Annotated in this window: 16 protein-coding genes and 11 pseudogenes; all 27 read right to left on the reverse strand. The window is 44.0% G+C overall.

What is annotated here, in order from left to right:
- Positions 1-202: 202 nt before the first annotated feature.
- Positions 203-319 carry a 50S ribosomal protein L36 gene (gene rpmJ / locus PKHYL_RS13125; RefSeq protein ID WP_025644371.1) on the reverse strand — a complete coding sequence of 39 codons (117 nt, stop codon included), beginning with the start codon at positions 317-319 and terminating at the stop codon, positions 203-205.
- A gap of 31 nt (positions 320-350) precedes the next feature.
- Positions 351-1,681, reverse strand: a pseudogene (secY, locus tag PKHYL_RS13130) (preprotein translocase subunit SecY).
- Positions 1,682-1,700: 19 nt separating this feature from the next.
- Positions 1,701-2,142 (reverse strand): annotated as a pseudogene (gene rplO / locus PKHYL_RS13135) (50S ribosomal protein L15).
- Entirely contained in the window at positions 2,142-2,312 is a 171-nt protein-coding gene (rpmD, locus tag PKHYL_RS13140) for a 50S ribosomal protein L30 (RefSeq protein ID WP_240365367.1), read from the reverse strand. The pseudogene rplO and the gene rpmD overlap by 1 nt, the downstream one beginning before the upstream one ends.
- A gap of 28 nt (positions 2,313-2,340) precedes the next feature.
- Positions 2,341-2,856 (reverse strand): 30S ribosomal protein S5, encoded by a 516-nt coding sequence (rpsE, locus tag PKHYL_RS13145; protein WP_071003153.1) that lies wholly within the window; start codon positions 2,854-2,856, stop codon positions 2,341-2,343.
- Between the two features lie 2 nt (positions 2,857-2,858).
- Positions 2,859-3,210, reverse strand: a pseudogene (gene rplR, locus PKHYL_RS13150) (50S ribosomal protein L18).
- Positions 3,211-3,221: 11 nt separating this feature from the next.
- A pseudogene (gene rplF / locus PKHYL_RS13155) lies at positions 3,222-3,756 on the reverse strand (50S ribosomal protein L6).
- Between the two features lie 176 nt (positions 3,757-3,932).
- Positions 3,933-4,331, reverse strand: coding sequence for a 30S ribosomal protein S8 (gene rpsH, locus PKHYL_RS13160; protein ID WP_058025570.1), 399 nt, complete (start codon positions 4,329-4,331; stop codon positions 3,933-3,935).
- 11 nt (positions 4,332-4,342) lie between these two features.
- Positions 4,343-4,649: pseudogene (gene rpsN / locus PKHYL_RS13165) on the reverse strand (30S ribosomal protein S14).
- Between the two features lie 12 nt (positions 4,650-4,661).
- A complete protein-coding gene (gene rplE, locus PKHYL_RS13170) occupies positions 4,662-5,198 on the reverse strand; it encodes a 50S ribosomal protein L5 (protein ID WP_057758706.1) in 537 nt (178 codons plus the stop codon).
- A 21-nt stretch (positions 5,199-5,219) separates the two neighbouring features.
- The gene (rplX, locus tag PKHYL_RS13175) at positions 5,220-5,537 is read right to left on the reverse strand and encodes a 50S ribosomal protein L24 (protein WP_058025572.1); all 318 of its coding nucleotides are present in this window, start codon (positions 5,535-5,537) and stop codon (positions 5,220-5,222) included.
- Between the two features lie 8 nt (positions 5,538-5,545).
- The gene (gene rplN, locus PKHYL_RS13180; protein WP_010196702.1) at positions 5,546-5,914 is read right to left on the reverse strand and encodes a 50S ribosomal protein L14; all 369 of its coding nucleotides are present in this window, start codon (positions 5,912-5,914) and stop codon (positions 5,546-5,548) included.
- A gap of 183 nt (positions 5,915-6,097) precedes the next feature.
- Positions 6,098-6,373, reverse strand: coding sequence for a 30S ribosomal protein S17 (gene rpsQ / locus PKHYL_RS13185; protein ID WP_021813375.1), 276 nt, complete (start codon positions 6,371-6,373; stop codon positions 6,098-6,100).
- On the reverse strand, positions 6,370-6,567 hold the full coding sequence (gene rpmC / locus PKHYL_RS13190; protein WP_025644397.1) for a 50S ribosomal protein L29: 198 nt from the start codon (positions 6,565-6,567) through the stop codon (positions 6,370-6,372). The genes rpsQ and rpmC overlap by 4 nt, the downstream gene beginning before the upstream one ends.
- Positions 6,567-6,981 (reverse strand): annotated as a pseudogene (gene rplP / locus PKHYL_RS13195) (50S ribosomal protein L16). Before rplP ends, rpmC begins: the two are co-directional and overlap by 1 nt.
- Before the next feature lie 3 nt (positions 6,982-6,984).
- Complete coding sequence (gene rpsC / locus PKHYL_RS13200) at positions 6,985-7,713, reverse strand: 30S ribosomal protein S3 (RefSeq protein ID WP_240365368.1); 729 nt, start codon at positions 7,711-7,713, stop codon at positions 6,985-6,987.
- A 3-nt stretch (positions 7,714-7,716) separates the two neighbouring features.
- A pseudogene (gene rplV / locus PKHYL_RS13205) lies at positions 7,717-8,054 on the reverse strand (50S ribosomal protein L22).
- A gap of 3 nt (positions 8,055-8,057) precedes the next feature.
- Positions 8,058-8,329, reverse strand: a pseudogene (gene rpsS / locus PKHYL_RS13210) (30S ribosomal protein S19); the annotation flags it as partial.
- A 12-nt stretch (positions 8,330-8,341) separates the two neighbouring features.
- Positions 8,342-9,169: a 50S ribosomal protein L2 gene (gene rplB, locus PKHYL_RS13215; RefSeq protein ID WP_058025575.1), complete on the reverse strand. Its 828-nt coding sequence runs from the start codon at positions 9,167-9,169 to the stop codon at positions 8,342-8,344.
- Between the two features lie 11 nt (positions 9,170-9,180).
- Positions 9,181-9,531, reverse strand: coding sequence for a 50S ribosomal protein L23 (gene rplW, locus PKHYL_RS13220; RefSeq protein ID WP_071003149.1), 351 nt, complete (start codon positions 9,529-9,531; stop codon positions 9,181-9,183).
- Positions 9,528-10,130, reverse strand: a complete 603-nt coding sequence (rplD, locus tag PKHYL_RS13225) for a 50S ribosomal protein L4 (protein ID WP_058025577.1) — start codon at positions 10,128-10,130, stop codon at positions 9,528-9,530. Before rplD ends, rplW begins: the two co-directional genes overlap by 4 nt.
- Positions 10,131-10,144: 14 nt before the next feature.
- Positions 10,145-10,782, reverse strand: a pseudogene (gene rplC / locus PKHYL_RS13230) (50S ribosomal protein L3).
- Between the two features lie 49 nt (positions 10,783-10,831).
- Positions 10,832-11,143: a 30S ribosomal protein S10 gene (rpsJ, locus tag PKHYL_RS13235; protein ID WP_010196670.1), complete on the reverse strand. Its 312-nt coding sequence runs from the start codon at positions 11,141-11,143 to the stop codon at positions 10,832-10,834.
- Positions 11,144-11,551: 408 nt separating this feature from the next.
- The gene (locus PKHYL_RS19005) at positions 11,552-11,863 is read right to left on the reverse strand and encodes a hypothetical protein (RefSeq protein WP_442966162.1); all 312 of its coding nucleotides are present in this window, start codon (positions 11,861-11,863) and stop codon (positions 11,552-11,554) included.
- Between the two features lie 42 nt (positions 11,864-11,905).
- Positions 11,906-12,786 (reverse strand): annotated as a pseudogene (locus PKHYL_RS19010) (Rne/Rng family ribonuclease); the annotation flags it as partial.
- Between the two features lie 99 nt (positions 12,787-12,885).
- A pseudogene (locus PKHYL_RS19015) lies at positions 12,886-13,155 on the reverse strand (Rne/Rng family ribonuclease); the annotation flags it as partial.
- Positions 13,156-13,275: 120 nt separating this feature from the next.
- Positions 13,276-13,962: a Maf family protein gene (locus PKHYL_RS13250; RefSeq protein WP_071003143.1), complete on the reverse strand. Its 687-nt coding sequence runs from the start codon at positions 13,960-13,962 to the stop codon at positions 13,276-13,278.
- Positions 13,963-14,005 lie beyond the last annotated feature (43 nt).

Consider the following 14,005-nt stretch of genomic DNA (forward strand, 5'->3'; position numbering starts at 1 on the left):
TTGTTGCTGTTAATACCTCACTTCTATCTCTCTACTTTGAAGCTTTTATTATCATTAGCAGATAATAAGAGTGCTACTAAAGCAGAAGTATACAATTTTTTGGTATGAACTACGGCAAGTGGCGGATGATATCGCATCCGCCACTTTTTTCAAGTATTAATTTAATAAACTGTTTAGGCTTAACGCCATGATCAGTTTTTAATTAACCTTGGCGTTGCTTGTGGCGCGGTTCAGCTGTGCAGATAACATGTACACGACCTTTACGGCGTACAATCTTGCAGCTACCACAAATCTTTTTTACTGAGGCTTGAACTTTCATGGAATGCTCCTTGAATAACCACCACACTCGCTTATGGCTGAGTGGGTGATTGAATTAACGTCTGATCATGGTATTGATGGGTCATCAAATGCGCTTGAATTTGCGAGATGAAGTCCATTACCACAACCACCATAATCAGTAGCGACGTACCACCAAGTTGGAACGGCACACCAAATGAGGATTGAACGACCATCGGCATCAAACAAATAACCGTTATGTACATCGCGCCAATAAAGGTTAGTCGATTTAACACATGGTCAAGATAACGCTGAGTTTGTTGTCCGGGGCGAATACCTGGAATATACGCTCCACTACGTTTAAGGTTCTCTGCTACTTCACGTGGACTAAATACTAGTGCCGTATAAAAATAACAGAAGAAAATAATCATTGCGCCAAACAGTACTAAATACAGCGGTTGCCCTGGAGACAATACCAATGCCATATTTTGTAGTATTTTTTGTACGAAGGTAGGATCTGTTGATTGACCAACCCACTGTCCTAAACTCGCTGGAAACAGTAATAAGGAGCTAGCAAAAATAGCGGGAATAACCCCTGCCATATTTAATTTCAGCGGCAAATGTGACTGCTGCTGAGCATAAATTTTGCGACCTTGTTGCTGCTTTTGCGCATAGTTTACTGGGACACGGCGCTGCGCACGTTCGATATAAACGATACCGGCGGTTACCGCAATGCCTAATATTACAAAGATAAAGAGTACAATCAAGTTCATCTGACCTTGATTGACCTGTTCGATCGATTGCGAAATCATACCTGGCGTACCGGCGACAATGCTTGCAAAAATAAGCATTGAGATACCGTTACCTACGCCGCGCTCTGTAATCTGCTCACCAAGCCACATCAAGAACATAGCGCCTGCAACCAACGAGGTTACAGCAGGAATATAAAAGGTCAGACCGGAAGATAAAGTCAGATTCTGACTGATCAAACCGGCACACATCCCTAATGACTGCACCAAAGCCAAAGCAAGCGTCCCTTGACGGGTATACTTGTTCAGCGTACGTCGACCTGCTTCACCCTCTTTTTGAGAGCTTCAAGCGAAGGTACGACTGCCGACATCATCTGTACAATAATTGACGCTGAGATGTACGGCATGATACCTAGTGCCATAATTGACATACGCTCAAGCGCACCACCTGAGAACATATTAAACATGCTCAAAATAGTGTTTTCGTTGCGCGAGAACAGATCAGCCAGATTAACCGGATTAATACCCGGGACTGGAATGTGCGACCCTAAACGATAAACAATCAATGCGCCGATTAAGAATAATAAACGCGACCATAGCTCATCATACTTACGTATAAAAGCGAAAGGATTGAGCGGAATACCACTTGAGGTCATTGATTGTTTTGACACGTTACTACTCCTCGATGCTACCACCAGCAGCTTCGATTGCTTGTTTGGCGCCTTTAGTTACTTTGATACCTTTAAAGGTATAAGCTTTAGTAACTTCGCCTGATAGCATAACACGGGCACGTTTCATGTCGTGACGGATAAGGTTAGCTGCTTTTAGAGTCTCTAAGCTAATTACATCGCCTTCAACTTTATTCAGCTCAGACAAACGTACCTCAGCGGTAGTCATTGCCATTTTACTGGTAAAGCCAAATTTTGGTAGACGACGATATAAAGGCATTTGACCACCTTCAAATCCCTGAACGAACGCTAGAACCTGAACGTGATTTTTGACCTTTTACACCGCGGCCACCTGTCTTACCAAGACCTGAACCGATACCACGACCACGACGTTGGGCAGTTTTCTTCGCGCCAACACCTGGTGATAATTCGTTTAATCTAAGTCCCATTACGCTTCCTCCACTTTTACCATGTAGTTGACGCGATTGACCATACCACGAGTTGAAGGAGTATCTTCAACGACCACACTATGACCAATACGGCGTAAACCCAATCCTTTCAAGCTAGCTTTGTGGCTCTTGAGGCGATGGGCACCTGATTTAAATTGAGTGACTTTCATTTTTTCATCGTAACTCACCTAGTCTAAGTTAACCCAAAATTTCGTCTACAGATTTACCACGTTTAGCTGCCATCCTCTCTGGAGTTGACATATCACGTAAACCGTTAAACGTTGCACGAACAACGTTAGCAGTATTGGTAGAACCATAACATTTAGTCAAAACATCTTTGACACCAGCAACTTCTAATACAGCACGCATTGCACCACCAGCGATTACGCCAGTACCTTCAGATGCAGGTTGCATGTAGACTTTACTAGCACCATGACTTGCTTTGATCGGATGATACAAAGTTGCATCATTTAGCTCAACAGTAATCATATTACGTTTGGCAGCTTCTAGTGCTTTTTGGATAGCAGCAGGCACTTCACGCGCTTTACCACGACCAAAACCAACACGACCATTACCGTCACCCACTACAGTCAACGCAGTGAAAGAGAAAATACGACCACCTTTAACAACTTTTGCAACGCGATCAACGGTAACTAAGCGTTCTACTAGACCGTCAGTCTGTTCATTTTTATCATTTTTATCATTTCTAGCCATGATTAAAACTCCAATCCGTTTTCGCGAGCAGCTTCTGCTAAAGCTTTAACTCGACCATGATATTTGGAAACCACTACGGTCAAAGGCAACTTTAGTAATGCCAGCTGCTTTTGCACGTTCTGCGATCATTTGGCCTACAGACGTTGCTGAATCAGCGTTACCAGTCGCGCCTGAACGCAAGCTGCTGTCTAAGGTAGATGCCTGAGCAATCACTTCACCACCATTTGGAGAGATAATCTGGGCATAAATATGTTTTGACGTGCGGTTAACCGTTAAGCGATGAACGCCTAGATGACGGATATGTGCACGTGTTTTCTTAGCTCGACGCAGACGAGCTGCTTTTTTATCAAACATTTCAACTCACCTTATTTTTTCTTAGCTTCTTTGCGAATCACATGCTCGTCACTATAACGAATACCTTTACCTTTATAAGGCTCAGGTGGACGGAAACCACGGATATCAGCCGCTGCTTGACCAAGCTGCTGTTTATTGTTTGATTTCAAAACAATTTCAGTTTGCGTTGGGGTTTCAGCCGATACACCTTCAGGTAGCGTGTATTCTACTGGATGAGAGTAGCCAACGTTCAAGGTTACTTTGTTACCAGCAACTTGTGCGCGATAACCAACACCAATCAATTGAAGACGCTTTTCAAACCCCTTCATTTACGCCAGTAACATAGTTGTTAACAAGAGCGCGCATGGTGCCAGTGTGCATCATAGCTTCTTGTGAATCGACTGCAGGTGAGAAAATGATAGCATCATCTTCCTGTTTCAGCTCGACCAATTCATGCAGGTGTAAAGACATAGTACCGTTCTTGCCTTTAACTTCGACCTGCCGATCGTTCAAAGTAACGCTTACGCCATTTGGCAGCGTTACTGGGGCTTTAACCACACGAGACATAGGAATATTCCTTAAAAAATTTAACTTGCTTTTATTAGCGAAAAAACTAACAGGCTAAAAAGCGTGTTAGTTTAGCATAGTTGATTGTGTTAGACACCTATCAATTTGAAATAATTAAACACTCCTCAATCGATAGAAGCCTAACAACCATCAAATAGACTTCATCGTCGTATAGCTTACGCTACAAATGCAACGATTTCACCACCGATACCAGCAGCGCGTGCAGCACGATCGCTCATGATACCTTGGCTTGTAGATACGATAGCAACACCCATACCTTGCTTAACAGTAGGGATTTCGTCTTTACCGCGGAACTGGCGTAGACCAGGGCGGCTATAACGTTGAATAGTTTCGATAACCGCACGGCCTTCGAAATATTTTAATTCAATAGTAAGGGTTGCTTTGTTGTTTTCTTCTTCAGTAACAACAGCGCTCGCCACATAACCTTCGCTAACTAGCAAATCAGCAATTGATTTACGTAATTTAGAGCTCGGCATTGCTACCGATACTTTGTTAGCCATTTGTGCGTTACGGATACGGGTTAGCATATCCCCAACGGTATCTTGCATACTCATATAGTTACTCCTTACCAGCTTGCTTTACGAACACCAGGCACATCGCCTTGCATGACACGCTCACGCAGCATATTGCGTGATAAGCCAAACTTGCGGAAGTAACCGTGAGGGACGACCGGTGATAGCACAACGATTACGCAGACGTACTGGTGATGAGTTGCGTGGAAGAGCTTGTAGCTCTAACATCGCGTCCATACGCTCTTCGTCTGATGCGTTGATATCACTGATAGTTTCTTTTAGCTTGATACGCTTTTCAGCATATTTAGCAACCATTTTTTCGCGCTTTAATTCGCGGTTAATCATGCTCTTCTTTGCCATAACGTCTTTACCTTATTTAAATGGGAAGCCGAATGCTTTAAGCAACGCACGACCTTCTTCATCAGATTGAGCTGACGTGGTGATTGTCACATCCATACCACGGATACGGTCAATCTTGTCAAAATCTACTTCTGGGAATACGATCTGTTCTTTGATACCCAATGAGTAGTTACCACGTCCGTCAAAGGCTTTAGGTGAAAAACCGCGGAAATCACGAATACGAGGAATTGCAATGGCAACGAGACGATCTAAAAATTCGTACATTTGCTCACCGCGTAGCGTTACTTTACAGCCAATTGGCCATTCTTCACGAATCTTAAAGCCAGCAACTGATTTACGCGCTTTGGTGACAACAGGTTTTTGACCAGCAATCGCGGTCATGTCAGCTACAGCACCTTCAAGCAATTTCTTGTCTTGAGACGCGCCGCCTACACCCATGTTAAGTGTGATTTTAGTGATTTTAGGCACTTGCATCACATTGTCCAAACCAAGATCTTCTTTGATTTGCTGCTTTAATTTATCGTTATATAAAGATTTTAATCTTGCCATTACCATTACACCCTTAGTGTCTTACGCAGTCGCCACTACTTCACCGTTTGAACGATAGACGCGTTGTTTCTTGCCATCTTCGCCAAACTGATAAGTAATACGGTCTGCTTTTTGGGTTTGCGCATTTAAGATTGCGACATTTGAGATATGCATAAAAGCTTCTTGCTTAAGAATGCCACCTTCAACGCCAGTCGCCTGATTTGGCTTCTGATGTTTAGTAACAATATTAACGCCTTCAACTTTAATACGATCGTTTTTTACAGCTTGTACAGTACCTTGCTTGCCTTTGTCTTTCCCAGCAATCACAATAACTGTATCGCCTTTACGTAATTTTGACATGGATTACCTCACAATACTTCTGGTGCTAGTGATACAATTTTCATAAACTGATCACCACGTAGTTCACGAGTTACCGGTCCAAAAATACGAGTTGCAATCGGCGCTTTGTTTTGGTTCAACAATACCGCAGCATTGTCATCAAAACGTAACACAGAACCATCTGGACGACGAACGCCTTTTTTGGTGCGTACAACTACTGCATTCATCACGTCGCCTTTTTTGACACGACCACGAGGAATGGCTTCTTTAACCGTTACTTTAATAATGTCGCCAACTGATGCATAACGACGATGAGAACCACCCAGTACTTTAATGCACTGAACTCGCCTTGCACCGCTATTGTCTGCAACTTCCAGCATTGACTCAACCTGAATCATAGCGTTACTCCACACGTATGAGCAATAAAAACCAGTTGCTGCCGCTAGCACAGAATGAGCAAGGCGGCATTTTAATATAAATAACCGCAGCTTACTCTTAATGTGAGTGATATGCGACGGGCGCAATCAGCATCCTTAAAAAGGCGGCTATTTTAACAGCTTCTGGCTTTTAATGCAATTTACTTAGATTTTTTCTACTTTTTCAACCACATCAACTAAAGTCCAAGACTTAGTTTTTGAGATTGGACGCGTTTCTTTGATGCGGACAAGGTCGCCTTGTTGACAAACATTGTTCTCATCATGTGCTTTGATTTTAGTAGAACGACGAAGCTGCTTGCCATACAAAGGATGACGAACCAGACGCTCAATCAAAACTGTGATGGACTTGTCCATCTTGTCGCTGACAACTCGTCCTGTCAATACGCTAGCATTGGTAGCTGTTTGATTGTTATCGCTCATGAGTCGCCTCGTTGTTTCTCGTTAATCAAAGTCTGAAGCTGAGCAATCGTACGACGATTGGCACGTACTTCATGGGTATTACCCAACTGACCAGTTGCTTTAGCCATACGAATACGGAAAGCATCAAGCTGCTTTTCATCAAGTAACTGGGTCAGTTCTTCTAATGATTTATCACGTAATTCACTGATCTTCATTACATTATCGTCCGCTTAACAATGGTAGTTTTAAAGGGCAGTTTTGCTGCAGCAAGCGTTAATGCATCGCGAGCAAGCTCTTCAGATACCCCTTCAATTTCATATAGCACTTTACCAGGCTTGATTTCGCATACCCAGTACTCAACTGGACCTTTACCTTTACCCATACGTACTTCTAATGGTTTGTTGGTAATAGGCTTGTCTGGGAATACACGAATCCAAATCTTACCGCCACGCTTGATTTTTACGAGTGATGGTACGACGTGCTGCTTCGATTTGACGGGCTGTCATACGACCACGCGTCAATGATTTTAGACCAATTTGTCCGAATGCAACGGTGCTTCCACGATGAGCTAGCCCAGTGTTACGACCTTTATGCATTTTACGAAACTTGGTACGTTTTGGCTGTAACATAGTTTAACCTCTGTCTGAGTTTCGACGGTTTCCGTTTCCGCGACCACGGCGTTTTGGCGCACGAGTCTGCTCTTCTTTGACGGGATTATAAACACTGTTCATACCGTCAAGGATCTCTCCGCGGAAAATCCAAACTTTAACACCGATGGTGCCGTAAGTTGTCTCTGCACGAATTGACGCATAGTCAATATCAGCACGAAGTGTATGCAAGGGCACACGGCCTTCACGATACCATTCGCTACGAGCAATCTCAGCACCGCCAAGACGACCAGACAGCTCAACTTTAATACCTTTAGCACCAGAACGCATGCTGTTCTGTACAGCGCGTTTCATCGCACGGCGGAACATGACACGGCGCTCAAGCTGGCTTGCGATACCGTCTGCTACCAAACGTGCATCAAGATCAGGTGACGTGATTTCTTCAATGTTGACCTGAGCAGGTACGCCCATAATTTTGGTCAATTCTTTTTGAAGTCTTTCGATATCTTCGCCTTTCTTACCGATAACGATACCAGGGCGCGCAGTGGCGATAGTAATCTTAGCAGCGCCAGTAGGACGCTCGATCATGATGTTGCTGATCATTGCGTTATCTAGCTTTTTGCGTAGATATTCACGGACTTGGATATCGTTGATTAGGTATTCTGAGTATTGTTTAGGATCAGCATACCAGTTTGCGTTATGCTTTTTTACAACACCAAGACGAATTCCGATTGGATGTACTTTTTGACCCATAACTTATTCTCCTACCTTTATAGTGATGTGACAAGTACGCTTGCTGATACGATCAGCGCGACCTTTGGCACGTGGTAGGATACGTTTTAGCGTAATGCCTTCATCAACATAGATAGTAGCGACTTTTAGGTCGTCAATATCTAGGCCGTGATTATGTTCGGCATTGGCGATGGCTGAGTTAAGACATTTCTTAACAAAGATAGCGCCTTTTTATTGCTATACGTTAGGATATCCAAAGCACGCTCAATAGATTTGCCACGAACTTCATCAGCAACGAGTCTAACTTTTTGTGCCGATATGGCGGCACCGCGTAATTTTGCAGTTACTTCCATGGTAAGCACCTTATCTCTTAGCTTTTTGTCAATGCCATGACCACGATACGTACGAGTCGGGGCAAATTCACCTAGTTTATGACCAACCATCTGCTCACTGACGATAACCGGTACGTGAGTACGGCCGTTGTGGACAGATAAAGTTAGGCCAACCATTTGTGGTAGGATCATCGAGCGGCGCGACCAAGTTTTAATTGGCTTGCGTGAGTTGGTGTCTAATGCATTCTCAACTTTAGCAAATAAGTGCGCGTCTATGAATGGACCTTTTTCAATGAACGAGGCATGAAATTCTTCCTTTATTTCTTCTTGGCGCGGCGGCGGATGATCATGTTGTCAGTACGCTTATTATGACGCGTTTTAAGTCCTTTAGACTTCTGACCCCAAGGGCTAGTTGGATGGCGACCTTTGTTACGACCTTCACCACCACCATGTGGGTGATCAACCGGGTTCATCGCGACACCACGAACTGAAGGACGAACACCACGCCAACGTGAAGCACCAGCTTTACCAAGTGATTTCAAGTTGTTTTCAGTGTTAGAAACTTCGCCAATAACAGCACGGCAGTTTACGTGTACACGGCGAGTTTCGCCTGAACGTAGACGTAAAATAGCGTAGATACCGTCACGGCCTAATAACTGAACGCTAGCACCCGCAGAACGAGCCATCTGTGCACCTTTACCGATTTTAAGTTCGATATTATGAATCACAGTACCCAATGGGATGTTTTTTAGCGGTAGGCAGTTACCTGGACGTATTGGAGATGTTTCGCCTGACATTACTGTATCGCCAACTGCTTGTTTTTTAGCAGCGATGATGTAACGACGTTCGCCATCAGCATACTTAAGTAATGCAATATGTGCAGTACGGTTAGGATCGTATTCAATACGCTCTACCACAGCAGGGATATTGTCTTTAGTACGTTTGAAGTCGATAATGCGATAATGTTGCTTATGACCACCGCCAATGTGGCGAGTAGTAATACGACCATTATTGTTACGACCACCTGACTTACTTTTTGATTCTAGAAGCGCTGCATAAGGACGACCTTTATAAAGGTGTGGATGCACCACTTTTTCAACAAAACGACGGCCTGGTGATGTTGGCTTTGCTCTTACGATAGGCATGAGTGTAATCCTTATTCGTTATTCGCTGTTTCACTAGTAGAGGCAGTCGTGTTTGCGACTTCTTCACCAGCATCAGCCATTTGTACATCTTGACCAGCTTTTAAGGTAACATAGGCTTTTTTATAGTCGTTACGACGGCCGATGCTTTTACCAAAACGCTTTGTCTTACCTTTAACATTCAAAGTGTTTACTTTAGTAACTTCAACACCTTCAAACATCAACTCAACTGCTTTTTTGACTTCAAGCTTAGTAGCGTTAGAGTCAACTTTAAATACCTGCACACCAAGTGAGTCGCCAAGCATTTGAGATTTTTCTGAGAATACAGGCCCTCTTAAGACCTGATAAAGTCTTGCGTTGTTCATGCTAGTGCTTCCTCAAATTGTTTCGCAGCTTCAACTGACATGATCACTTTATCAAATGCGATCAAGCTCACTGGATCCACTTCGTTTGTACCAAGTACATTGACGTGCGGAATGTTGCGAGCAGCTAAGTATAAGTTTTCGTCAACTTCTTTGGTGACGATCAATGCACGTGGTGCATCAAGCTCATTTAGCTTTGCAATCAGTTCTTTAGTTTTCGGCCCAGAAACGCTCAACTCTTCTACCAAAATCAGACGCTCTTGACGAATCAATTCTGCTAGGATGCACTGCATCGCACCGCGATACATTTTACGGTTTACTTTCTGTGACCAATCTTGTGGTTTTGCAGCGAATGCACGACCACCTGAACGCCAGATTGGGCTACGAATAGAGCCCGCACGAGCGCGACCAGTACCTTTTTGGCGCCATGGCTTGATACCACCGCCAGAAACTTCGGCACGGGTTTTTTGAGCGCGTGTACCTTGGCGAGCACCAGCTAGATAAGCGGTGACGACTTGGTGCACTAATGCTTCATTGAATTCACGACCAAAAGCCGTATCAGAAAGCTCAACCGCTGCACCTGTAACTGTTTTTAAATCCACGTTAATCCCCTTGCTTAGGCTTTGACTGACGGACGTACGATAACATCGCCACCGGTGGCACCTGGGATAGCACCCTTGATGACAAGTAACCCTTTTTCGGCATCAACCGAAATCACTTCTAGGCCTTGAACAGTAACACGCTTGTTACCCATCTGACCCGCCATCTTTTTGCCTTTGAATACTCTACCTGGTGACTGGTTTTGACCAGTTGAACCATGTGCACGATGAGACACTGAGTTACCATGAGTAGCATCTTGCATACTAAAGTTGTGACGTTTGATTGGACCTTGGAAGCCTTTACCTTTGCTTTGTCCTGTCACATCAACCATCTGACCTTGTTCAAACAAGTCAGCTAGAATCTCACCGCCAACCTCACGACCTTCAAGATCGCTATCGTTGACACGAAATTCCCAAACACCACGACCAGCTTTAACGCCAGCTTTCGCGAAGTGACCTTTTGTGCAGCAGTTACGCGGCTGTCACGACGGGTACCTGTGGTGACTTGGATGGCTTGGTAACCATCTACATCAGTATTTTTTACTTGAGTAATGCGGTTTGCATCGACCTCAACCACTGTTACAGGAATAGATGCGCCTGTTTCAGTGAAGACACGGGTCATGCCGCATTTTTTACCGACTAAACCGATCGCCATTTTAGACCTCTTTATATCTTATATTAATGGGTTGGGTGTGTAATGTGCATTAACCCAAAGCAATTTGGACGTCAACACCCGCCGCTAAATCTAATTTCATTAGCGCATCCACAGTTTTGTCAGTAGGCTGAACGATATCAACCATACGCTTGTGAGTACGGATTTCGTACTGGTCACGCGCGTCTTTGTTAACGTGTGGTGAGGTTAGAACGTTGAAGCGCTCAATGCGAGTCGGCAACGGTACAGGACCACAAACTTGCGCACCGGTGCGCTTTGCAGTATCAACAATCTCTTGTGCAGATTGATCAATCAGACGATGATCAAAAGACTTAAGACGGATACGGATTCTCTGGTTAGCCATGCCAGCAAGCTCCTAATATGTGCTTTCGTCATTCTTGGTTTGCAAGACTATGATCAAAAGCAGTTTGGTTAAATATTCACTTAAAGCGGCCTTCTGTTCTTAACCAGAATGAGTTCTTTATCCGAACTTATAGCGTGCCAAAAGCAAAATAGTTTAAAGCCCCGCCAACTCTCCTATAATGGATGTCAGCAAAGGCATAATGAAATAGTGCCAGAAACGATGCTCCAGCTGTCATAGCGCCAGCTTTTTTAGTCAGCTGCGCATATATAATTCAGTGGTGTGTATTATACAGAGTATTTTAGGTATTGCAAGGGCAATATCTGACGTAATTAAAGACCTCAATTTTCAGAAAACTGTTTTGTTGGTCAAGATACTTGTAACAAGTCTCTGGCAGTAGGCTCAGTAATCTCAGTCCAAAACAATATCATACTGCTCTTGGGTATATAGATTTTCTACGTCAAATGTAATCACTCGACCCAGTAGATACTCTAAATCTGCTACTGTATCTGACTCTGATGTCAGCAATAAATCAATGACGGCAGCATGAGCCACTACTGTGAATTTCTTAGGAGAATTATAAGTACGGGCGCAGCGCATGATCTCACGGAAAATCTCAAAGCAAACGGTCTCTGCGGTTTTAACGAACCCACGACCTTGGCAAGTTGAGCACGGCTCACAAAGCTGCTGACCCAAGGATTCACGCGTGCGCTTGCGCGTCATCTCCACTAAGCCAAGTTCACTAACCTGCGTAATTTTGGTTTTGGCATAGTCTTGGGTTAGCTGCGCCTGTAAGCTCTCTAGTACATCATCCTTATGCTGCTGCTCTAGCATATCGATAAAATCTAGAATAATAATGCCGCCTAGATTACGCAGGCGCAGCTGACGTGCGATGGCATGTGTGGCTTCTAGATTAGTCTTATAAACGGTGTCTTCTAATGAGCGACCGCCTACAAAAGAGCCTGTATTAACATCAATCGTCGTCATTGCTTCTGTTTGGTCAATAATCAGATAGCCACCAGACTTCAAGTCAACACGACGTTTCAATGCGTCACGTAAATCATCTTCAACCCGATGCACGTCAAACAGTGACTGCTCTGCCGTATAATGCACGATTTTATCGTAAATGAACGGTACAAACTCTTGGCAAAGTATCTGACTTGTTCATAAACTTGCGTATTATCGATGATGACTTTTTCGGTATCAGCATGTACCAAGTCACGAATAGAGCGCAGTGGTAGCGATAGTTCTTGATAAATCAGCTCTGAGCTTTGGTGATGATTGATCTCTTGGCGACGAGCACAGATGGTACGCCACAGCTGCAACAGGTAATAAATATCCTCTTCTAGCTTGTTTACAGGAACACGCTCGGCGGCAGTACGAGCGATGAGTCCACCTTTTAGATTGACCGTTTGCATTAAGCTACTAAGCTCAGTTTTCAGACGCGTGCGCTCTTCTTCACCATCAATACGCTGTGATATACCGATATGATCGCTTGATGGTAGATAAACCAGATAGCGAGATGGCAACGATATATTGGTCGTTAAGCGAGCACCCTTACTGCCTAATTGGTCTTTGGTGACTTGTACCAAGATACGCTGGCTTTCGTGTAATCGATGCTGAATCAAGGTCTTAGAAACAGGCACGACCTCCGTACTTTGAGCACTGACAACAGGTGGCGTGACTGCTAAGCCATCCGTGGATGTTTCTAAGATGGCGCTATTGTCACTATTATCTTTTTTGTCATTTGTAGCGGCTTTGCTTTTGTCTTCTGCAACTGGGCGAGGCTCACGCTGCATATCATTGACATGTAAAAACGCTGTCCGCGATTGACCGATATCAACGAAGGCTGCCTGCATGCCTGGAAGGACACGTACGACTGTGCCCAGATAAATATTGCCGACCAAACCCAGTTTGTGATGTCGCTCAATATAAATCTCACCCAAGATGCCATTATCTAAAACCGCAACACGGGATTCCATTGGACTAATATTAATCAGCAGCTCTTCGGACATAGTTTTTTCTCTTATCTCTCAGCTTTCTTATCAGACGGTCATCGTCTATTAGATTGACAGTGTAACAAATGCGCCTTGCTCTTGCCCATTGCCCTACCGTGTCATTATGTGCATATATAATTATAACGGGTCAACGATATCCTCACTGCCTTCTGTCATGTCTTTGATTAAGGCCAGCGTTTGCGCCAGTGGCAATCCAACGACATTGGTGTAACTGCCGTTAATACGGCTGACCCAAGCAGCACCTAAACCTTGAATACCATAGCCACCCGCTTTATCAGCAGGCTCTCCACTGTCCCAATAATTGCTCATCATCTCTGTAGTCAATGGTATAAAGGTTACTGCTGTACGCTCAGTAATTTGCTGCTGGTCGATAATTTGAAATGCCTGAGTGCGCTTTGATGCATTGTGTTCTGTTCCTTTAGGTAGCCGCTGTATTTTGGTGGCTTGTACGGCAGTCCATACTTCATGGATATTATCTGACATCTGCTGCCACATGCTATAAGCATGCTCACGATCGGTCGGTTTGACCAGTACTGTCTTGCCATCTGGTAACACTCCGATGGTATCAGAGGTCAAAATGATAATTAATTCGTTGGTACCGTTCTCATCGATTTCTAATGTGCCGTTTAGTTGCTCTATGGCAGCCATGGCTTTGGTAGCGACCATACGCTCAATATAGTCTTTGGGTAATTCATCATCTTGCGGCGTTTCGTCAATATCTACACTCAATACTCTAAAATCTAACTGTGCTCTTGCTAGTAGCTCTCGACGGCGCGGCGAACCAGACGCTAAAATGATATCCATCGCTCTTCTCTTTATTTACAGATTTATGAGGTATGTATTTTTT

Origin of the sequence: Psychrobacter sp. KH172YL61 (genome assembly GCF_007182895.1) — a bacterium.
Classification (GTDB): Bacteria; Pseudomonadota; Gammaproteobacteria; order Pseudomonadales; family Moraxellaceae; genus Psychrobacter; species Psychrobacter pacificensis.